19 protein-coding genes are annotated in these 20,397 nt (G+C 53.8%); 10 read left to right on the forward strand and 9 right to left on the reverse strand.

The genetic code is table 11. From position 1 onward, the window contains the following. Window positions 1–12 precede the first annotated feature (12 nt). The 3 genes from truC to syd form a co-directional block, all read right to left on the reverse strand. A complete protein-coding gene (truC, locus tag OGX75_RS11620) occupies window positions 13–795 on the reverse strand; it encodes a tRNA pseudouridine(65) synthase TruC (RefSeq protein WP_286451149.1) in 783 nt (260 codons plus the stop codon). Then, complete coding sequence (locus tag OGX75_RS11625; protein WP_071257913.1) at window positions 795–1,124, reverse strand: YqcC family protein; 330 nt, start codon at window positions 1,122–1,124, stop codon at window positions 795–797. The genes truC and OGX75_RS11625 overlap by 1 nt, the downstream gene beginning before the upstream one ends. 634 nt (window positions 1,125–1,758) lie before the next feature. Continuing rightward, a complete protein-coding gene (gene syd, locus OGX75_RS11630) occupies window positions 1,759–2,304 on the reverse strand; it encodes a SecY-interacting protein (RefSeq protein WP_047461575.1) in 546 nt (181 codons plus the stop codon). 68 nt (window positions 2,305–2,372) lie between these two features. Here syd and queF point away from each other — a divergent pair, with 68 nt between their 5' ends. From queF to xni, 5 genes are all read left to right on the forward strand, one after another. After that, window positions 2,373–3,221, forward strand: coding sequence for an NADPH-dependent 7-cyano-7-deazaguanine reductase QueF (gene queF, locus OGX75_RS11635; protein ID WP_058668030.1), 849 nt, complete (start codon window positions 2,373–2,375; stop codon window positions 3,219–3,221). A gap of 114 nt (window positions 3,222–3,335) precedes the next feature. Then, window positions 3,336–4,700 carry a nucleotide 5'-monophosphate nucleosidase PpnN gene (ppnN, locus tag OGX75_RS11640; protein ID WP_024130903.1) on the forward strand — a complete coding sequence of 455 codons (1,365 nt, stop codon included), beginning with the start codon at window positions 3,336–3,338 and terminating at the stop codon, window positions 4,698–4,700. A 564-nt stretch (window positions 4,701–5,264) separates the two neighbouring features. After that, window positions 5,265–6,554 (forward strand): HAAAP family serine/threonine permease SdaC, encoded by a 1,290-nt coding sequence (sdaC, locus tag OGX75_RS11645; protein WP_012134907.1) that lies wholly within the window; start codon window positions 5,265–5,267, stop codon window positions 6,552–6,554. Window positions 6,555–6,614: 60 nt separating this feature from the next. After that, window positions 6,615–7,982, forward strand: a complete 1,368-nt coding sequence (gene sdaB / locus OGX75_RS11650) for an L-serine ammonia-lyase II (protein WP_012134908.1) — start codon at window positions 6,615–6,617, stop codon at window positions 7,980–7,982. Between the two features lie 170 nt (window positions 7,983–8,152). Continuing rightward, window positions 8,153–8,908: a flap endonuclease Xni gene (gene xni / locus OGX75_RS11655; RefSeq protein ID WP_286451148.1), complete on the forward strand. Its 756-nt coding sequence runs from the start codon at window positions 8,153–8,155 to the stop codon at window positions 8,906–8,908. Window positions 8,909–8,988: 80 nt separating this feature from the next. On the opposite strand, the gene fucO is transcribed toward xni, so the two are convergent. Continuing rightward, window positions 8,989–10,137 (reverse strand): lactaldehyde reductase, encoded by a 1,149-nt coding sequence (gene fucO, locus OGX75_RS11660; RefSeq protein WP_049009485.1) that lies wholly within the window; start codon window positions 10,135–10,137, stop codon window positions 8,989–8,991. Window positions 10,138–10,162: 25 nt separating this feature from the next. Beyond that, window positions 10,163–10,810 carry an L-fuculose-phosphate aldolase gene (gene fucA / locus OGX75_RS11665; protein WP_012134912.1) on the reverse strand — a complete coding sequence of 216 codons (648 nt, stop codon included), beginning with the start codon at window positions 10,808–10,810 and terminating at the stop codon, window positions 10,163–10,165. A gap of 555 nt (window positions 10,811–11,365) precedes the next feature. Between fucA and fucP the strand changes: the two genes are divergently transcribed. From fucP to fucR, 5 genes are all read left to right on the forward strand, one after another. Further along, window positions 11,366–12,676 (forward strand): L-fucose:H+ symporter permease, encoded by a 1,311-nt coding sequence (gene fucP, locus OGX75_RS11670; protein ID WP_012134914.1) that lies wholly within the window; start codon window positions 11,366–11,368, stop codon window positions 12,674–12,676. Between the two features lie 31 nt (window positions 12,677–12,707). Further along, the gene (fucI, locus tag OGX75_RS11675) at window positions 12,708–14,483 is read left to right on the forward strand and encodes an L-fucose isomerase (protein WP_012134915.1); all 1,776 of its coding nucleotides are present in this window, start codon (window positions 12,708–12,710) and stop codon (window positions 14,481–14,483) included. Window positions 14,484–14,586: 103 nt separating this feature from the next. Beyond that, complete coding sequence (gene fucK / locus OGX75_RS11680; protein WP_275147547.1) at window positions 14,587–16,005, forward strand: L-fuculokinase; 1,419 nt, start codon at window positions 14,587–14,589, stop codon at window positions 16,003–16,005. A 1-nt stretch (window position 16,006) separates the two neighbouring features. Next, entirely contained in the window at window positions 16,007–16,429 is a 423-nt protein-coding gene (fucU, locus tag OGX75_RS11685; RefSeq protein WP_012134919.1) for an L-fucose mutarotase, read from the forward strand. A 58-nt stretch (window positions 16,430–16,487) separates the two neighbouring features. Next, window positions 16,488–17,210, forward strand: a complete 723-nt coding sequence (gene fucR / locus OGX75_RS11690; protein WP_012134922.1) for an L-fucose operon activator — start codon at window positions 16,488–16,490, stop codon at window positions 17,208–17,210. An 82-nt stretch (window positions 17,211–17,292) separates the two neighbouring features. Here fucR and rlmM read toward each other — a convergent pair whose 3' ends face one another. From rlmM to OGX75_RS11710, 4 genes are all read right to left on the reverse strand, one after another. Further along, a complete protein-coding gene (rlmM, locus tag OGX75_RS11695) occupies window positions 17,293–18,393 on the reverse strand; it encodes a 23S rRNA (cytidine(2498)-2'-O)-methyltransferase RlmM (RefSeq protein WP_104868247.1) in 1,101 nt (366 codons plus the stop codon). After that, window positions 18,386–18,781: a DUF423 domain-containing protein gene (locus OGX75_RS11700; protein ID WP_012134924.1), complete on the reverse strand. Its 396-nt coding sequence runs from the start codon at window positions 18,779–18,781 to the stop codon at window positions 18,386–18,388. The genes rlmM and OGX75_RS11700 overlap by 8 nt, the downstream gene beginning before the upstream one ends. An 18-nt stretch (window positions 18,782–18,799) precedes the next feature. Then, window positions 18,800–19,717, reverse strand: a complete 918-nt coding sequence (gene gcvA / locus OGX75_RS11705; protein WP_012134925.1) for a glycine cleavage system transcriptional regulator GcvA — start codon at window positions 19,715–19,717, stop codon at window positions 18,800–18,802. A 349-nt stretch (window positions 19,718–20,066) separates the two neighbouring features. Continuing rightward, window positions 20,067–20,294: a YgdI/YgdR family lipoprotein gene (locus OGX75_RS11710; RefSeq protein ID WP_024130904.1), complete on the reverse strand. Its 228-nt coding sequence runs from the start codon at window positions 20,292–20,294 to the stop codon at window positions 20,067–20,069. Window positions 20,295–20,397: the final 103 nt, after the last annotated feature.

The raw sequence follows: 20,397 nt of genomic DNA on the forward strand, positions 1-20,397 counted from the left end.
TTTCTCCCTGATTTAAGCCTGATTATTTTCATCCTGCCGGGACAACGCATTAAACTCAACCCTTTCATTCTCAGGGAGAAGTCCGCGCCAGCCAAACTGTGATAACCCCTGCATCCAGACGTCGTCCAGACCGGCGCGCAGGATCAGCGGTTCACCGGTAAAGGGGTGGGTAAGCGTCAGTTGACTGGCGTGCAACATTAAGCGCTGGCAACCAAAATGCTCTGCGGCGCTGCGATTCTGACGTAAATCGCCGTGTTTGCTGTCGCCGATAATCGGATGGCGTAAATGCGCGAGATGACGTCTGAGCTGGTGTTTACGGCCCGTTTTCGGCTCCAGTTCCACCAGGCCGTAGCGGGTTGTCGGATAACGCCCGGTCGCCACCGGCATTTCGACCGTCGCCAGCCCCCGGTAATGGGTCACGGCAGGCTGCGGGCCTTTATCTTCGCGGGCAAATTTATCGGCAATCTTATCCAGTTCTTCCACCAGCGGATAATCCAGAACGGCCTCATCCATTAACCAGCCGCGCACAATCGCATGGTAGCGTTTCTGAATCTGATGCTGCTCAAACTGCTGCGCCAGCAGGCGCCCCGCTTCGCTGGAAAGCCCCATCAGCAGGACACCGGAAGTCGGCCTGTCGAGCCGGTGGGCGGTAAAGACGTGCTGACCAATCTGATCGCGTACGGTTTGCATCACCACGACTTTTTCGTCGCGATCCAGCCAGCTGCGGTGAACCAGCCAGCCAGACGGTTTATTCACCGCCACCAGCCATTCATCCTGATAGAGGATTTCCAGCATCAGACGTTATCGCTCGTAAACAGCGCGTCCAGATCCTGCAATGTCGTCAGGATCACCTCGCGTTGAGGATGATCGGCCGTCAGCGCCATTTCATAATACGGCGCGACAGCAAAGGCTTGCGGAAGCGGCTGCGCGTTATCGAGCAACGCGTGCATACGGGGGATCAGCACCCATTGCAGCCATTCAAGCGGTTCCATCGTATCCATACAAAAAGGTTGCGTGCTGGTAAACAGGTGGGCCTGCGGCTCGTCCATCCGCCAGTGATGATGTTCACGCAGCAGGGCTTCCAGCGCGTGGAGTTGCTGGCGCACACGGTCATGAGTCGTCATGAAATTAACCTCAGTGATGAAAAACTGGCGCGAAGAATAGCATCAGTGAAGACGAAATAAAAAAAAGGGAGCACTGTAAAAACAGTGCTCCCGGTTCGTTTCGCAGCATTCCGGCTACTTTTGGCGCTCCCTGCTCATCCGTGACAACTTTTCCTGTGGTCTTGCGACCTGCTCATCCTGAACAATTTGCATCCTGCTCACATCACCCCGATGTGAATCGACTTCATCCTGAAGTATCCTGGCCATCCTGACCCACCGAACATCCTGCCCGGCTCTCGTTCTCCGTCCTGGAGGTGTCCCTTAACGCATCCGGCGTTTTCCACTTTGCTTCATCCTGAAGCCTGTCCTTGTAACACCATCCTGGCGTGTCCTGCTGAAGCGCCATCATCCTGACGTTCGCTTCGTTGTGCGACTCCTTGTCGACAGGTATAGAATCGCCTGTTTCGCCTTGTCTTACAAGACACTTACAGACAATGCCTTAAGGATATTTTCATATGAAAGGCAGGATTGTTAACTCAACTCATTAATATTAAAGGAATTATAGTTAACACCATGAGATAAGTATTCGCTTATTATCTGGCGATCTCTCACAGGGTATGTAAGAGATCTCTCACACAGTGTCTGGCAAAGTGGATTACAGAAGCGGCTTAAGCTGAGTCAGGAATTCCGCAAGAGAGGCGGCCAGAACGGTACGATTGCGCGTTCCCAGGGTCTCTTTGCAAACTTCACCAGAGAGATTACACACCGAAATGACCTCAAGTTCATTTTCCAGCGTGGCGATAAAAAGCGTAGGCGGTAACTTGAGACGCTTCTGCGTGACCAGATGGCCGATCAGGTTTTCCTGAACGCGTCTGAAGTCATCTGCGCTCCATGTTTGCAGCAGCGTCAGCTTTTCATCCGCGAACTGCGCGTACATATCCCCGGCAAATTGCGTGGTGTAAAAAGCATGGACCGCAGGTTGTATCACAATATCAAATGCGCGTTCAACCGCGTTTACATTCGCCTCGCCTTCAAACGGCTGCGGCTGCCAGTAAACGGCATCGCTGGTCGAAGAGATAATGCACGGGGAAGGCACGCCATACAGCTCTTCGCTGAGCGGCCAGCTGTTGTGTTTCTCATGCCATGCGTCGCAATAACGCGTCGTAAATGCCGTCAGGGCTTGCGATGTCAGTTCGTCCACCGATTTCTCTCTTCATAAAAGCCAGGATACACTTGACGCATAGTGTATCTGGTTTATGACGGTGAAACATGTCTTCTTATGAAAACCATCAGGCGCTTGATGGCCTGACTCTCGGAAAATCAACGGATTACCGGGATAATTATGACGCCAGCCTGTTACAAGGCGTCCCGCGCAGCCTGAATCGCGATCCGCTGGATTTAAAAGCGGACAACCTGCCTTTTCACGGCGCCGATATCTGGACGCTGTATGAACTGTCATGGCTGAACGCGAAAGGCGTGCCGCAGGTCGCCGTTGGTCATGTGGAACTGGACTACACCAGCGTCAATTTGATTGAGTCGAAAAGTTTTAAGCTGTACCTGAACAGCTTTAACCAGACCCGTTTTGACTCCTGGGACGCCGTGCGTCAGACGCTGGAAAACGACCTGCGCGCCTGTGCGCAAGGCGAAGTCAGCGTCGCGCTGTACCGTCTTGATGAGCTGGAAGGGCAGCCTGTCGCCCATTTTCACGGCACCTGCATTGATGACCAGGATATCACCATCGATAACTATCAGTTCAGCACCGACTACCTGGAGAATGCCGCCAGCGGCGAAAAAGTCGTGGAAGAGACGCTGGTCAGCCATTTGCTGAAGTCAAACTGCCTGATCACCCACCAGCCGGACTGGGGCTCCATACAAATTTGTTATCGCGGGCGCAAAATTGACCGCGAGAAGCTGCTGCGTTATCTGGTCTCGTTCCGTCATCACAACGAGTTCCACGAGCAGTGCGTAGAGCGCATTTTTAACGACCTTCTGCGTTTCTGCCAGCCGGAAAAACTGAGCGTGTACGCGCGCTATACGCGTCGTGGCGGTCTGGATATCAACCCGTGGCGCAGCAACACCGATTTTGTGCCTGCAACGGGCAGACTGGTGCGTCAGTAATCTTTTTTTCTCAATTTTGCGCGCCGGATTCCGCGCGCAAGGTTGTGAAAGGTCATAAGCCAGCGCTATTGTAATCAACAGGGAATGACGTCTTGCGTCCCATAAGGAGTTTACTTGATTACACATATTAGCCCGCTTGGCTCAATGGACATGTTGTCGCAGCTGGAAGTCGATATGCTTAAACGCACGGCCAGCAGCGACTTGTATCAACTGTTTCGTAACTGTTCGCTTGCCGTACTGAACTCCGGCAGTCTGACTGATAACAGCAAGGAATTGCTGTCTCGTTTTGAAAGTTTCGACATCAACGTGCTGCGTCGTGAACGCGGCGTGAAGCTCGAACTGATTAACCCGCCTGAAGACGCCTTTGTGGACGGACGCATCATCCGCGCCTTGCAGGCTAACCTGTTCGCCGTGTTGCGCGACATCCTGTTCGTCAACGGTCAGATTCACAATGCAGGCCGTTTCCAGCATCTGGATCTCGAAAGCTCGGTGCATATTACCAACCTGGTGTTCTCGATCCTGCGCAACGCCCGGGCGCTGCATGTCGGCGAAGCGCCAAACATGGTCGTCTGCTGGGGCGGTCACTCCATTAACGAAAACGAATATCTCTATGCCCGCCGCGTCGGCACCCAGCTGGGTCTGCGTGAACTGAACATTTGCACCGGCTGCGGGCCAGGGGCAATGGAAGCGCCAATGAAAGGCGCAGCGGTAGGCCACGCGCAGCAGCGTTACAAAGACAGCCGCTTTATCGGTATGACGGAACCTTCCATCATCGCGGCAGAACCGCCTAACCCGCTGGTCAATGAATTGATCATCATGCCGGATATCGAAAAACGCCTCGAAGCCTTCGTGCGTATCGCCCACGGCATCATCATCTTCCCGGGCGGCGTCGGTACGGCGGAAGAACTTCTCTATCTGCTGGGGATTCTGATGAACCCGGCGAATAAAGATCAGGTACTGCCGCTGATCCTCACCGGGCCGAAAGAGAGTGCGGATTACTTCCGCGTGCTGGACGAATTTATCGTGCATACGCTGGGAGAAGACGCCCGCCGTTACTACCGCGTCATCATTGATGACGCCACGGAAGTGGCGCGGCTGATGAAAAAAGCGATGCCGTTGGTGAAAGAGAATCGCCGCGACACTGGCGACGCTTACAGCTTCAACTGGTCGATTCGCATCGCGCCGGACCTGCAAATTCCGTTCGAACCGTCGCATGAGAATATGGCGAATCTGCAACTTTACCCCGATCAACCGGTTGAAATTCTGGCGGCGGATCTGCGGCGCGCCTTCTCCGGCATCGTTGCGGGTAACGTCAAGGAGGTCGGCATCCGTGCGATTGAGGAGTTCGGGCCTTATAAAATCCACGGCGACCGCGAGATGATGCGTCGCATGGACGACCTGCTCCAGGGCTTTGTCGCGCAGCATCGTATGAAACTGCCCGGCTCGGCTTACATTCCCTGCTACGAAATCTGCGCATAACGCGCAGCGCCCGGTGGAGCACATCCGCCGGGTCAGACGATCGTCCGCTTTCTCAGACCGGGTCTGGTGTTTTCACCGCCCGGTTTTTTCATTGATACCAGTCACATAGTGAAGCTAAGTTTATAAATGCCGCTTATATTTCAAAATAAAAGCATTAACGCGCAAACGTTTACCTTACAATACCAATAGTAATTTATCAGCCGTAATTCTTATTAGTCGCGACAATCCTCCAAAAACATTGTTTTTTATAGCCAAACCTCCGTATATTGCGCCCCGATCTTTTAGGGCATATGTCGTTAATGGTAGCCTTCGCGCCCGTAAATTCGCTTTGACGTTTTTTTAACAGATTAATGGTCCAAATTTATCCACATAACAGGTGGATTATTGCATTTGGGATCGCGATCACTGATACATTCATAAGTTAAATGTATCTTTCCGCCCGCAAATTATTACGGCGAAAAATTATATAAAAATCGTCATTAAACGAATTTCATTTTACGGTCAGGTCTTTTTTCATTGGATTAGACCACAAACCTGACTTTTAGCTTCCTCCAGGAGAAACAGATGGAAACCACTCAAACCAGCACTATTGCTTCGATTGATTCTCGAAGCGGATGGCGCAAGACGGACACCATGTGGATGCTGGGCCTTTACGGCACGGCAATCGGCGCGGGCGTACTGTTCCTGCCAATTAACGCAGGCGTCGGCGGTATGATCCCGCTGATCATCATGGCGATTATCGCTTTCCCGATGACCTTCTTCGCACACCGCGGCCTGACTCGCTTCGTGCTGTCCGGTAAAAACCCTGGCGAAGACATCACTGAAGTGGTTGAAGAGCACTTCGGTATTGGCGCGGGTAAACTGATCACCCTGCTCTACTTCTTCGCGATTTACCCGATTCTGCTGGTTTACAGTGTGGCGATTACCAACACCGTGGAAAGCTTCATGACCCACCAGTTGACCATCACCCCGCCGCCGCGCGCGATTCTGTCTCTGATCCTGATTGTCGGCATGATGACCATCGTGCGCTTCGGTGAGCAGATGATCGTTAAAGCGATGAGTATTCTGGTATTCCCGTTTGTTGCGGCCCTGATGCTGCTGGCTCTGTACCTGATCCCTCAGTGGAGCGGCGCAGCGCTGGAAACGCTCTCCTTTGATTCCGCTGCCTCTACCGGCAATGGTCTGTGGATGACGCTGTGGCTGGCAATTCCGGTAATGGTGTTCTCTTTCAACCACTCTCCGATCATCTCCTCCTTCGCGGTCGCGAAGCGTGAAGAGTACGGCGATGCGGCTGAGAAGAAATGCTCTAAGATCCTGGCATTCGCTCACATCATGATGGTGCTGACCGTTATGTTCTTCGTCTTCAGTTGCGTACTGAGCCTGACGCCAGCAGACCTGGCGGCAGCGAAAGAGCAGAACATTTCTATTCTGTCTTACCTGGCGAACCACTTTAACGCACCGGTTATCGCCTGGATGGCGCCGATCATCGCGATTATCGCCATCACGAAATCCTTCCTCGGCCACTACCTGGGCGCTCGTGAAGGTTTCAACGGAATGGTTATCAAGTCTCTGCGCGGCAAAGGCAAATCCATCGAAATCAACAAACTGAACAAAATCACTGCGCTGTTCATGCTGGTTACGACCTGGATTGTCGCCACGCTGAACCCAAGCATCCTGGGAATGATTGAAACCCTGGGCGGCCCAATCATCGCGATGATTCTGTTCCTGATGCCGATGTATGCCATCCAGAAAGTCCCGGCAATGCGTAAGTACAGCGGCCATATCAGCAACGTATTCGTTGTTGTTATGGGTCTGATCGCTATCTCCGCTATTTTCTACTCCCTGTTCAGCTAAGTTTTGTAGCGCCGCTTTCGGGCGGCGCTTCCTCCCTGAGATTTAAGCAATGGATGCCCTATGATTAGCGTATTCGATATTTTCAAAATCGGCATTGGCCCTTCCAGCTCTCACACCGTCGGGCCAATGAAAGCAGGCAAACAATTCACGGATGATCTGATTGCCCGCAATATCCTGACCGATGTCACCCGCGTCGTGGTGGATGTCTATGGTTCACTGTCGCTGACCGGTAAAGGTCACCACACTGACATTGCCATTATTATGGGTCTGGCGGGAAATCTGCCGGATACCGTCGACATCGACGCCATTCCGTTCTTTATTCAGGACGTGAATACCCACGGACGTTTACTGCTGGCGAATGGTCAGCATGAAGTGGAGTTTCCGGTCGATAAGTGCATGAATTTCCATGCCGACAACCTGTCTCTGCATGAGAACGGGATGCGTATTAGCGCGCTGGCGGGCGATAAGGTCCTCTACAGCCAAACTTACTACTCCATTGGCGGTGGTTTCATCGTTGATGAAGAACATTTCGGTTTGTCGAACAGTGCGCCGGTCAACGTGCCGTATCCGTACAAATCCGCAGCCGATCTGCAAAAACACTGCCAGGAAACCGGTCTGTCGCTTTCCGGCCTGATGATGCAAAACGAGCTGGCGCTACACAGCAAAGAAGAGCTGGAACAGCACTTTGCCAACGTCTGGGAAGTGATGCGTGGCGGTATTGAACGCGGCATCACGACGGAAGGCGTACTGCCGGGGAAACTGCGCGTTCCACGTCGTGCCGCGGCGCTGCGTCGTATGCTGGTCAGCCAGGATAAAACCACGACCGACCCGATGGCGGTTGTCGACTGGATCAACATGTTCGCGCTGGCGGTCAACGAAGAGAACGCGGCGGGCGGGCGTGTCGTGACTGCGCCAACCAACGGCGCATGCGGCATCGTTCCGGCGGTACTGGCGTACTACGACAAGTTTATCCGCGAAGTTAACGCCAACTCACTGGCTCGCTACATGCTGGTGGCCAGCGCGATCGGCTCTCTGTACAAGATGAACGCCTCCATTTCCGGTGCGGAAGTGGGCTGTCAGGGTGAGGTCGGCGTGGCCTGCTCTATGGCGGCGGCGGGTCTGGCAGAGCTGCTGGGCGGCAGTCCGACGCAAGTGTGCATCGCTGCGGAAATTGGCATGGAACACAACCTGGGTCTGACCTGCGATCCGGTTGCGGGTCAGGTACAGGTGCCGTGCATTGAGCGTAACGCGATTGCCTCCGTGAAAGCGGTCAACGCCGCGCGTATGGCGCTGCGTCGTACCAGCGAGCCGCGCGTGTGCCTCGATAAAGTTATTGAGACCATGTACGAAACCGGTAAAGACATGAACGCCAAGTACCGTGAAACCTCTCGCGGCGGCCTGGCGATGAAGATTGTCGCCTGCGATTAAGTCCTACCACGTTTCAGGATCTGTAGGCCGGATAAGGCGCTCGCCGCCATCCGGCATTTATTGCCTGATGGCGCTTCGCTTATCAGGCCTACGGATCGCGCTATTTCGCAACACTCGCCTCCTGTCGCCCTGGATGTTACCCTGTCCCCAAATTTGTCAGGGAGAACACCGTGGCCGTCCATCTGCTTATCGTCGATGCACTGAATTTAATTCGCCGTATTCATGCGGTTCAAGGCTCGCCCTGCGCGGAGACCTGCCTGCATGCGCTTGAGCAGTTGGTTGTACACAGTCAGCCGACGCACGCCGTCGCCGTATTTGACGATGAAGCGCGCAACAGCGGCTGGCGTCATCAGCGTCTCCCGGACTACAAAGCCGGTCGTCCTCCCATGCCTGACGAGTTGCACAATGAAATGCCCGCAATACGCGCCGCCTTCGAACAGCGCGGCGTGCAATGCTGGGTTTCCAGCGGCAATGAGGCGGATGATTTAGCCGCCACGCTGGCGCTCAAGGTCACACAGGCCGGGCATCAGGCCACTATCGTTTCTACCGACAAAGGCTACTGTCAGTTGCTCTCCCCGACGCTGCGTATCCGCGATTATTTCCAGAAACGCTGGCTGGATGCGCCATTCATTGAGAAAGAGTTCGGCGTCCTCCCCCAACAGTTGCCGGACTACTGGGGGCTGGCGGGGATCAGCAGTTCAAAAGTCCCCGGCGTGGCGGGCATCGGCCCCAAAAGCGCGACTCAATTGTTGGTTCAGTTTCAGACTCTGGAAGGGATTTATGCGCACCTCGACGAGGTAGCGGAAAAGTGGCGCAAGAAGCTTGAAGCGCATAAAGAGATGGCATTTTTGTGCCGCGATATCGCGCGCCTGCAAACGGATCTCCATATCGACGGGAACTTGCAGCAGCTACGGCTGACGCGGTAGCTGTGTTGCCGGATGGCGCTACGCTTATCCGACCTACATTTCGTGCAATCCTGTAGGCCGGATAAGGCCATCTGGCAAAATTACCAGGCGGTATGATACAACTCGATGATATCGGCAATACTCGCTTCACGCGGATTACCACCGGTGCAAACATCGTCAAATGCCGCCTGCGCCAGCGCCGGAATATCCTCTTTACGCACGCCGACATCGCGTAAATGCAACGGAATACCGACGTCCCGGTTTAGGGTAAATACCGCTTCCACGGCGGCATTACGCGCCTCGCTCAAACTTATCCCTTCGACCTTCTCGCCCATCGCACGCGCGATATCACGGAACTTCTCACCGGTATATTCCGCGTTGTAGCGCATGATATGCGGCAGAAGAATCGCATTAGCAACGCCGTGCGGAGTGTTATAAAACGCGCCCAGCGGATGCGCCATCCCGTGCACCAGCCCAAGCCCCACGTTGGAAAAGCCCATCCCGGCAACGTACTGCCCCAGCGCCATCGCTTCGCCCGCTTCACGCTCGCCCGCAACCGAACCACGCAATGCCCCGGCGATGATCTCAATGGCCTTAATATGCAGCGCATCCGTCAACGCCCACGCGGCACGGGTGATGTATCCTTCGATCGCGTGGGTTAACGCATCCACCCCGGTTGCCGCCTTCAGCGCGGGCGGCATGCCGTCCATCATGTCGGCATCAATAAACGCGACCTGTGGGATATCATGCGGATCGACACAAACAAATTTACGCCGCTTTTCTTCATCGGTGATCACATAGTTAATGGTCACTTCCGCTGCGGTTCCCGCAGTGGTCGGGATCGCCATCACCGGTACGCTCGGATAACGGGTCGGCGACAGACCTTCCAGACTGCGCACGTCAGCAAACTCAGGGTTATTGCTGATAATACCGATCGCCTTACAGGTATCCTGCGGGGAGCCGCCGCCGATGGCAATCAGGTAGTCTGCCCCGCTTTGTTGAAATACGTTCAGCCCCTCTTTCACCACGCCGATGGTTGGATTTGGGATCACGCCATCGTAGATCGCCCATGCCAGCCCTGCGGCATCCATCTTATCCGTGACGTTTCTGACCACACCGCACTGCACCAGCGTTTTGTCACTGACAATTAGCGCCTTGCGATAGCCCCGGCGTTGAACCTCATCGGTTAACGCCGCCACCGCCCCCCGGCCAAACCATGCCGTTTCGTTCAGGATCATTCTGTTCGCCATAGCCCGTCTCCTTCGCTGTGCGAAATTACTCTTCGATACGTAATCCGTAGGTTTTGAATTTTTCCAGCACAATGGCGATAGCCTCATCATCCAGTACAGGCACCGGATCGGTAATCGCCAGCGTACTGAGGTACAGCTGCGCCAGCACTTCCACTTCATGCGCCAGCCACAGCGCTTTTTCCAGGTTCTCTTCGCAGGCGATCAACCCATGATGCTGTAGCAGGGTCGCTTTGCGATTTTTGAGCGCAACGGCAACGTATTCAGAAAGTTCACGCGTGCCGAACGTGGCGTAAGGCGCACACGGAATGGAGTTCCCCCCCGCCGCCGCAATCATGTAATGAATGGCTGGAATAGGACGATTGAGGATCGACACCGCCGTGCAGTGAACGGCATGGTTATGGACGACAGCATTAGCATCCGGGCGCGTCTGGTAGGCCGCCATATGGAAACGCCACTCGCTGGAAGGCAATTTTCCCTGCTCATGCTGACCCTCTGCATCAATAAAGACGATATGTGATTCGGTGAGTTTGTCATACGGAATGCCCGTTGGCGTGATCAGCATCCCGCCCTGATAACGCACGCTCACATTGCCTGCGGTCCCCTGGTTCAGCCCCAGCCGGGTCATCTCCAGGCAGGTGTCGATAATCTGGCGGGCCAGTGTGTTTCGTTCCATTAGTTACCTCTCTCAGTCATTCAAAACGCGACAACAGAACAGCACGTTGCTCTGCTGAATTAATTGAACATTTGGTAACCATCATCATATTGAATAGCGATAAAGGAATTTACATGACTTTATTTTGTGATACGCATCAATTAATCACGTCAGTTAAATACCGTTTTCGCCGGATTCACTCTCGCCAAAATGACCGCTCTTAATATTATTTATCCAAACGGGCATTTTCATAATATTTGTAACAAATGCCCGTTTTCGCAGTAATAAATTAAATCGGTCATCAACGCTGTGGGTTTTTAATTTTATTCACTCAAACGGGCATCATTTTTCAGAAATTAAAGTGATGATAATCACATAAAGCCACCCTCCAGGTGCTAAATGTGACCACCATCATATTAAACAGCGTTTTTTATTTGAAAATGAATTCATGAGTTCACCATCAACAGCCAATTTTCTCTGGCAGATAACAGGAACTCGCCTGGTTTGTCGATCTGGTGAGAAACACCGGTCGTACTTCTAAAATGTTGAACACGCTTCTGAGCCAATGAGGATGCTATGGGAAACACAACAATACAGACGCAGAGTTTTCGTGCGGTGGATACAGGGCAAAGCAAACGCTATATCATTCCGTTCGCTTTACTCTGTTCACTGTTTTTCCTTTGGGCGGTTGCCAATAACCTGAATGACATTTTATTACCACAATTTCAGCAAGCCTTTACGTTAACTAATTTTCAGGCAGGTTTGATTCAGTCTGCTTTTTATTTCGGCTATTTTGTTATTCCCATCCCCGCGGGTATTTTGATGAAAAAGCTGAGTTATAAAGCGGGGATAATTACCGGACTATTCTTATATGCTTTTGGCGCGGCATTATTCTGGCCAGCTGCTGAAGTGATGAATTACACCTTGTTTTTGATTGGTCTTTTTATTATTGCCGCAGGACTTGGTTGTCTTGAAACCGCCGCGAACCCTTTTGTTACGGTATTAGGGCCAGAAAGCGGTGGCCATTTCCGTCTCAATCTGGCGCAAACATTTAACTCTTTCGGCGCTATTATCGCCGTGGTGTTCGGGCAAAGTCTTATTTTGTCTAACGTTCCACATCAATCTCAGGACGTGCTCGATAAAATGACGCCTGAGCAATTGAGTACATATAAACACAGCCTGGTTTTATCGGTACAGACGCCTTATATGATCATCGTGGCTATCGTTTTACTGGTTGCCCTGCTGATCATGCTGACCAAATTCCCGGCGCTACAGAGCGACGATCACAGTGACGCCCAACAAAGTTCATTCACCGCTTCGCTTGCCCGCCTGGTGCGTATTCGCCACTGGCGCTGGGCGGTGCTGGCGCAGTTCTGCTACGTCGGTGCGCAAACCGCCTGCTGGAGCTACCTGATCCGTTACGCTATCGAAGAGATCCCCGGCATGACGCCTGGCTTTGCCGCCAACTACCTGACCGGCACGATGGTGTGCTTCTTTATTGGCCGCTTCTCCGGCACCTGGCTTATCAGCCGCTTTGCGCCGCATAAAGTGCTGGCTGCCTATGCCCTGCTCTCCATGATCCTGTGCCTAGTTTCAGCCTTTAGCGGCGGCCATATCGGTCTGCTGGCCCTGACGCTGTGCAGCGCATTTATGTCGATTCAGTACCCCACTATCTTCTCGCTGGGTATTAAAAATCTGGGACAGGACACCAAATACGGCTCGTCATTCATCGTCATGACCATCATTGGCGGCGGCATCGTCACGCCGGTCATGGGTTTTGTCAGCGATGCGGCTGGCAACATCCCAACGGCTGAGCTGGTCCCGGCGCTCTGCTTTGCCGTCATCTTCATCTTTGCCCGTTTCCGTTCACAAGCGGCAACTAACTGAATATTTTTCCGAATAACGTGAGGAACCTGTAATGAAAAAAATCAGCTTACCGAAAATTGGCATTCGCCCGGTTATTGATGGACGTCGCATGGGGGTACGCGAGTCGCTGGAAGAACAGACCATGAATATGGCGAAAGCCACCGCTGCGCTTATCACCGAAAAACTCCGCCATGCCTGCGGCGCGCAGATTGAATGTGTGATTGCGGATACCTGCATTGCCGGAATGGCGGAATCCGCCGCCTGTGAAGAGAAATTCAGCAGCCAGAATGTTGGCGTAACCATTACCGTGACGCCGTGCTGGTGCTACGGCAGCGAAACCATCGATATGGACCCAATGCGCCCGAAAGCCATCTGGGGCTTCAACGGTACGGAACGTCCCGGCGCCGTTTATCTGGCCGCCGCGTTGGCCGCGCACAGCCAGAAAGGCATTCCGGCATTCTCTATTTATGGTCATGACGTACAGGATGCCGACGACACCTCGATCCCTGCCGACGTTGAAGAAAAACTGTTGCGCTTTGCGCGCGCTGGTCTGGCGGTCGCCAGCATGAAAGGCAAAAGCTACCTCTCTGTGGGCGGCGTCTCAATGGGGATTGCCGGTTCCATCGTCGATCACAACTTCTTTGAGTCCTGGCTGGGGATGAAAGTGCAGGCGGTGGACATGACCGAACTGCGCCGTCGCATCGACCAGAAAATCTATGACGAAGCCGAGCTGGAGATGGCGCTGGCGTGGGCGGATAAAAACTTCCGCTATGGCGAGGATCAGAACGCGCAGCAGTACAAACGTAATGAAGAACAAAGCCGCGCGGTGCTGAAAGAGAGCCTGCTGATGGCAATGTGCATTCGCGACATGATGCAGGGCAACAACAAGCTGGCGGAAAAAGGGCTGGTCGAAGAGTCGCTGGGTTATAACGCCATTGCGGCAGGCTTCCAGGGCCAGCGCCACTGGACCGATCAATACCCGAACGGCGACACCGCCGAAGCGCTGCTGAACAGCTCCTTTGACTGGAACGGCGTGCGCGAACCGTTTGTCGTCGCTACCGAAAACGACAGCCTCAACGGCGTAGCGATGCTGCTGGGCCATCAACTCACCGGAACCGCGCAGGTCTTTGCCGACGTGCGAACCTACTGGTCGCCGGAAGCGGTAGAGCGCGTCACAGGCCAGCCGCTCACCGGCCTTGCGGAGCACGGCATCATTCACCTGATCAACTCCGGCTCTGCGGCGCTGGACGGCTCCTGCAAGCAGCGCGATAGCGAAGGCAAACCGACCATGAAGCCGCACTGGGAAATCAGCCAACAGGAAGCGGACGCCTGCCTGGCCGCCACCGAATGGTGCCCGGCGATCCACGAATACTTCCGTGGCGGCGGCTACTCCTCTCGCTTCCTGACCGAAGGCGGCGTGCCGTTCACCATGACCCGCGTGAACATCATCAAGGGTCTGGGGCCGGTACTGCAAATCGCTGAAGGCTGGAGCGTGGAACTGCCGAAGGAGATGCACGATCAGCTCGACGCCCGCACCAACTCGACCTGGCCGACCACCTGGTTTGCGCCGCGTCTTACCGGTAAAGGCCCGTTCACCGACGTTTACTCGGTGATGGCGAACTGGGGCGCTAACCACGGCGTACTGACCATCGGCCACGTCGGCGCTGACTTCATCACGCTCGCCGCCATGCTGCGTATTCCGGTCTGCATGCACAACGTGGACGATGCGAAAATCTACCGTCCTTCCGCCTGGGCTGCGCACGGTATGGATATTGAAGGCCAGGATTATCGCGCCTGCCAGAACTACGGGCCGCTGTACAAACGTTAATGCGTCACTTCTTTGCCCGGTGGCGTAAGCTTACCGGGCCTACAATTTCGCATTTTGTAGGCCGGATCAGCGCAGCGCCATCCGGCAACGTTTCGGAGCTACTATGAAACAAGACGTCATTCTGGTTCTCGACTGCGGCGCCACCAACGTACGGGCAATGGCCGTTGACCGTCAGGGAAACATTGTCGCCCGCGCATCAACAGCGAATGCCAGCGACATCGCCACGGAAAATAGCGCCTGGCATCAGTGGTCGCTGGCGGCCATTCTGCAACGCTTCGCGGGCTGCTGTCAGCAACTGAAGACGGAACTGGCGGCCTGCCGGGTTCGCGGCATCACCGTCACGACGTTCGGCGTAGACGGCGCGCTGGTTGATGAACAGGGTCAGTTACGCTATCCGGTCATCAGCTGGAAATGCCCCCGCACCCTTGCCGTCATGGAAAACATCGGCCGCTTTATGCCGCCGCAGCAGTTGCAGGCGATCTCCGGCGTCGGCGCATTCGCCTTTAATACGCTGTATAAACTGGTGTGGCTGAAAGAGAACCACCCGCAGTTGCTCGAACAGGCGCACGCCTGGCTGTTTATTTCATCGCTGATCAACCACCGTTTAACCGGTGAATTCACCACCGATATTACTATGGCGGGCACCAGCCAGATGCTGGATATCCACCAGCGGGATTTCAGCCCGGAGATTTTACAGGCCACGGGTTTACCCCGCCGTCTGTTTCCACGGTTAGTTGAAGCGGGCGAACGGATTGGCACGCTGCAAAACGACGCCGCAAACCTGCTTGGGCTTGAGGCGGGTATTCCGGTGATCTCCGCCGGGCATGACACGCAGTTTGCCCTCTTTGGCGCCGGCGCAGAACAGGATGAACCGGTACTTTCGTCCGGTACGTGGGAAATCCTGATGGTACGCAGCGCGCAGGTGAACACACCGCTGCTCAGCCATTACGCCGGTTCCACCTGTGAACTGGACAGCCAGGCCGGGCTTTATAACCCAGGCATGCAGTGGCTGGCTTCCGGCGTGCTCGAATGGGTGCGCAAACTGCTCTGGACGCCAGAAACGCCGTGGCAGACGCTGATTGACGAGGCGCACGCCATTCCGCCGGGTGCTGAAGGCGTGAAGATGCAGTGCGATCTCCTCACCTGTCAAAACGCGGGCTGGCAGGGGGTGACGCTGAACACAACGCGTGGTCATTTTTACCGCGCCGCGCTGGAAGGGCTAACGGCGCAACTGCAACGTAATCTGCAAACGCTGGAAAAGATTGGTCACTTCCAGGCAACTGAGCTTCTGCTGGTTGGCGGCGGAAGCCGCAACGCGCTGTGGAATCAAATCAAAGCCAATCTGCTTGATATACCGATTAAGGTGCTGGATGACGCGGAAACCACCGTCGCCGGGGCCGCCATGTTCGGCTGGTATGGCGTAGGCGAATTTGCCAGCCCGGAACAGGCCCGAGCCCAGGTGCGCTATCAGTACCGCTATTTCTGGCCGCAAACTGAACCCGAATTTATTGAGGGAGTGTGAGATGCTAAAAACTATTTCGCCATTAATATCCCCTGAGTTACTGAAAGTGCTGGCTGAAATGGGGCACGGGGATGAGATTATTTTTTCCGATGCCCACTTTCCCGCGCACAGCATGGGACCGCAGGTTATTCGCGCAGATGGTCTGAAAGTCAGCGATCTGCTCCGGGCGATTATCCCGCTGTTTGAACTGGACAGCTACGCGCCGCCGCTGGTGATGATGGCCGCCGTAGAGGGCGATTCGCTCGACCCGACGGTTGAAGCACGTTATCGCGATGCGCTCTCATTACAGACGCCGTGCCCGGAGATTGTCCGCATCGACCGCTATGCGTTTTATGAGCGGGCGCAAAAAGCCTTTGCGATCGTTATCACAGGAGAGTGCGCGAAGTACGGGAATATTCTTTTAAAAAAAGGGGTAACGCCGTAATCTCTTGCCGGTGCGCCCGCATGATGCGGGCGTTCATCGAATGATGGGGTGAGAAAAGATGAAAGCGGCACGCCAACAAGCGATAGTGGACCTGCTGATCAACCATAAAAGTCTGACCACCGAGGCGCTGTCGGTACAGCTTAACGTCAGCAAAGAGACCATTCGCCGCGATCTCAGCGAGCTACAGGCGCAGGGAAAAGTGCTGCGCAATCACGGGCGCGCCAAGTATATTCACCGGGAAAACCAGGACAGCGGCGACCCGTTCCACATCCGGCTGAAAAGCCACTATGCGCATAAGGCGGATATCGCCAGGGAAGCGCTGGCATGGATAGAACCGGGCATGGTGATCGCTCTGGACGCCAGCTCAACCTGCTGGTATCTGGCCCGCCAGTTGCCGGACATTGATATTCACGTCTTTACCAACAGTCACCCGATTTGCCAGGAACTGGGCAAACGCGAGCATATTCAGCTCATCAGTTCCGGCGGCCAGCTTGAGCGTAAATATGGCTGCTACGTCAATCCGTCGCTTATTTCTCAGCTTAAGCCGCTCGACATTGACCTGTTTATTTTTTCCTGCGAGGGGATCGACCGCGGCGGCGCGCTCTGGGACTCAAATACGATCAACGCGGATTTCAAATCCACGCTGCTTAAGCGAGCATCACAGTCTTTATTGTTGATCGACAAAAGTAAGCTCAACCGCTCGGGAGAGGCCTGCATCGGGCATCTGGATGATGTGACGCACATCATTTCCGATGAGCGCCAGGGGGTGATTCACGCCTGATGGCGTTGCTGCTTATCAGGCCAACAAATACCAGGCGCAGGCCGGATAAGGCATTTACGCCGCTATCCGGCAATCCATCGTATTACCGCTCGTCGCGACGCCCGCCCACGGCGGCCCACAGCCGACGGACATGCACGGTCACTTCTTCACGATCGTGATACAGCTGTCGCGCCTGAATTTGCGCGTTAATGCCGTGTTCATCAAGCTGCGCCTGAATGTATGCCAGGTTCTGCGACACCTCTTCATAGCGTTTTTTCATCGGCAGCTTGAGATTGAAGATCGTCTCGCGACACCAGCCGTTTACTAACCACTGCGCCATCAGCGCGGCAACCTTAGCAGGCTTTTCCACCATGTCGCACACCATCCACGAGATGTTATTGCGATTCGGACGGTATCTGAATCCATCTTCGCGCAGCCAGGTCACCTGCCCGGTATCCATCAGGCTCTGCGCCATTGGGCCGTTATCGACAGAGTAAACCCACATGTTGCGCTTCACTAACTGGTAGGTCCAACCGCCAGGGCAGGCGCCTAAATCCACGGCATACATCCCGTTCGCCAGACGTTCATCCCACTCATCGGCCGGAATAAAAACATGCAGCGCTTCTTCCAGCTTCAGCGTCGAACGGCTTGGCGCATCGGCCGGGAATTTCAGCCGCGGAATCCCCATATAGAACGGCGAGTTGTTGTCAGGATACGAATACCCGGTATAACAGCAGCCCGGCGCGATGAAGAAAACATGCACCACCGGACGCTTTGGCGTTTCATAGTTTGTCAGAATCCCCGCGTCGCGCAGCGCGGCCCGCAGCGGCACCGTAAATTTACGGCAAAACTTCATCAACTCTTTGCTTTCATTGGTGTCTGCGACTTCAACACGCAGCTCGCCGCCTTTTTCCACAACGCCCTGTAGCATCCCGACAATCGGCGTAATGCGATCGTCCGGCGGCAGGTCGCGCAGCAACTCGCCGACGACGAACATCTGACGCGCAAAAATGAGCGAGGAAAAAGGCAACTCTTTTACTATTTTTTCAGCATCGTCCGGCTGATAGCACTCAAAGACGACGTATCCGGCATTGTCTTTAACACGAGCGAAGCCAAAGATTTCCCGACGCGCCGCCTTATCCGTCATTTCAGCAGCACACTCCTTTTCAAAACCAGGGCGACACAACAATACAACCTTATTCATGACCAACGCCCTTACGTTTCAAACGGATGGCGCCAATTAACATCAGCACCCAGCCTGCCAGGAAACTCACGCCGCCGACAGGAGTAACAAACGCCCACAGGCGTAAATGAGACAGCGCCAGGCAATACAGGCTGCCGCTAAACAGCACCGTACCTAACGCCAGAAAAACGCTGCTCCAGTAAAACCAGATGCTAATGCGTCGCTGCATCGCAACCGCCAGGCCAAAAATGGCCAGCGTATGAAACGCCTGATATTGCAGGCCGGTCTGGACCCAGCCCATTTCAACCACACCAAGAGTTTTGCTCAGGACATGCGCCCCAAAGGCACCCAGAGCAACATAGATAAAGCCGCTTATCGCGGCAAAAATCAGCATAAAACGGCTGGTCATGGTAGTACCCTAAATAAATTATTGTTCGTAACGAAAGCGGAATTTTTCTTGTTCAGCGGCCGCTTTGGTCAGAATCCACTGACGAAAGGCGGCTATTTTACCCAGTTCTGCCTGACTGTCATGACAAACCAGATAAAAAGCATTTTTACTGACCAGAACGTCGTTAAAGGGACAGACAAGACGCCCGGCTTCAATTTCTGATTGCGCCATGACGTTGTTCGCCAGCGCAACCCCCTGTCCGTGGATGGCAGCCTGTAGCACCATTGCGCTATGGCTGAAAATAGGTCCCTGCTGCACATTAATATGATTCAGCCCCAACTGACGCGTATAGGTCTGCCAGTCTCTTCGCGAAGCATCATGCAGTAATGTATGTTTTGCCAGATCTTCCGGCGTCTTTAACGGCTTATCGCCCGTCAGTAATAACGGTGAACACACCGGCAGTAAATATTCTGCGTACAATTTTTCGACACGCAAACCCGGCCAGTTGCCACGCCCATAAAAAATAGCGACGTCGACATCATCAGCCAGCTTATCTTCCTGACGGTCCACGGCCTGAATTCTGACATCGATTCCCGGATAAGTTGAGTTAAAGCTTGAGAGTCGAGGAACCAGCCACTGGATCGCAAAACTGGGCAATAAACTGACCGTAAGCGCGCCTTTTGCACTCCGCGCCTGAAGTTTACGCGTCGCTTCGGTTAATTGCGAAAAAATCTCTTTGATGTCGAGGAAATAGCTCTGCCCCTCTTCCGTGAGCAAAAGCGAACGATTGCGACGACGGAACAGTTTTAGCCCCAAAAAATCCTCAAGTGACTTGATTTGGTGACTTACTGCGGCCTGTGTCACAAAAAGTTCTTCTGCTGCGCGAGTGAAGCTTAAATGCCGCGCTGCGGCATCAAAAACACGTAATGCATTTAAGGGTGGTAATCGTTTTGACATGGCTTTTAGACTTTGATGTTAAATAAATTTAACAATTAGGTAACCTTGTGTAACCTATTAGTTTTTTTAATCTGAGCCATTATAATTTGTCCGTTGAGGTTCTACCAGCAAATACCTATAGTGGCGACACTTCCTGAGCCGGAACGAAAAGTTTTATCGGAATGCGTGTTCTGATGGGCTTTTGGCTTACGGTTGTGATGTTGTGTTGTTGTGTTTGCAATTGGTCTGCGATTCAGACCATGGTAGCGAAGCTACCCTTTTTCACTTCCTGTACATTTACCCTGTCTGTCCATAGTGATTAATGTAGCACCGCCAATTGCGGTGCTTTTTTTTGTCCATGACCGACCGGTTACTGATCCAGTTCGACCATCTCTTTAACGTCAGTACGATTGATCTGCTGTTTGTTGCCGTTAGCGTCTTTATAAGAAATCATGCCGGTTTCATCATCGGTTTTTGGCTTACCGTCTGACACGATAGTACGGCCATCATTTGTGTGCATCACATAATTCGGACCGGAACAGGCGCTCAGGGCAAAAGTCAGCATACATGCAGAGATCATTGCGGCAGTCTTTTTCATTTTCATCTTCTTCTCCTTAAAGCTGTTTATGCTAAATAAAACGGGTTCCGTAACAGGCAAAAACATTCGCCTAACACTATTTAGCATAACCTGCTTCCCTGAC

It is taken from the genome of Citrobacter sp. CK199 (assembly GCF_030333285.1).
GTDB classification, from domain to species: Bacteria; Pseudomonadota; Gammaproteobacteria; order Enterobacterales; family Enterobacteriaceae; genus Citrobacter_B; species Citrobacter_B koseri.

Excerpts from the sequence above, each read along its gene's own strand:
- fucR (WP_012134922.1), top strand. The coding sequence starts at position 16,488 with ATGAAAGCGGCACGCCAACAAGCGATAGTGGACCTGCTGATCAACCAT.
- truC (WP_286451149.1), bottom strand. The coding sequence starts at position 795 with ATGCTGGAAATCCTCTATCAGGATGAATGGCTGGTGGCGGTGAATAAA.
- sdaB (WP_012134908.1), top strand. The coding sequence starts at position 6,615 with ATGATTAGCGTATTCGATATTTTCAAAATCGGCATTGGCCCTTCCAGC.
- fucA (WP_012134912.1), bottom strand. The coding sequence starts at position 10,810 with ATGGAACGAAACACACTGGCCCGCCAGATTATCGACACCTGCCTGGAG.
- fucO (WP_049009485.1), bottom strand. The coding sequence starts at position 10,137 with ATGGCGAACAGAATGATCCTGAACGAAACGGCATGGTTTGGCCGGGGG.
- fucK (WP_275147547.1), top strand. The coding sequence starts at position 14,587 with ATGAAACAAGACGTCATTCTGGTTCTCGACTGCGGCGCCACCAACGTA.
- OGX75_RS11700 (WP_012134924.1), bottom strand. The coding sequence starts at position 18,781 with ATGACCAGCCGTTTTATGCTGATTTTTGCCGCGATAAGCGGCTTTATC.
- queF (WP_058668030.1), top strand. The coding sequence starts at position 2,373 with ATGTCTTCTTATGAAAACCATCAGGCGCTTGATGGCCTGACTCTCGGA.
- sdaC (WP_012134907.1), top strand. The coding sequence starts at position 5,265 with ATGGAAACCACTCAAACCAGCACTATTGCTTCGATTGATTCTCGAAGC.
- fucP (WP_012134914.1), top strand. The coding sequence starts at position 11,366 with ATGGGAAACACAACAATACAGACGCAGAGTTTTCGTGCGGTGGATACA.
- OGX75_RS11625 (WP_071257913.1), bottom strand. The coding sequence starts at position 1,124 with ATGACGACTCATGACCGTGTGCGCCAGCAACTCCACGCGCTGGAAGCC.
- gcvA (WP_012134925.1), bottom strand. The coding sequence starts at position 19,717 with ATGTCAAAACGATTACCACCCTTAAATGCATTACGTGTTTTTGATGCC.
- fucI (WP_012134915.1), top strand. The coding sequence starts at position 12,708 with ATGAAAAAAATCAGCTTACCGAAAATTGGCATTCGCCCGGTTATTGAT.
- rlmM (WP_104868247.1), bottom strand. The coding sequence starts at position 18,393 with ATGAATAAGGTTGTATTGTTGTGTCGCCCTGGTTTTGAAAAGGAGTGT.
- OGX75_RS11710 (WP_024130904.1), bottom strand. The coding sequence starts at position 20,294 with ATGAAAAAGACTGCCGCAATGATCTCTGCATGTATGCTGACTTTTGCC.
- fucU (WP_012134919.1), top strand. The coding sequence starts at position 16,007 with ATGCTAAAAACTATTTCGCCATTAATATCCCCTGAGTTACTGAAAGTG.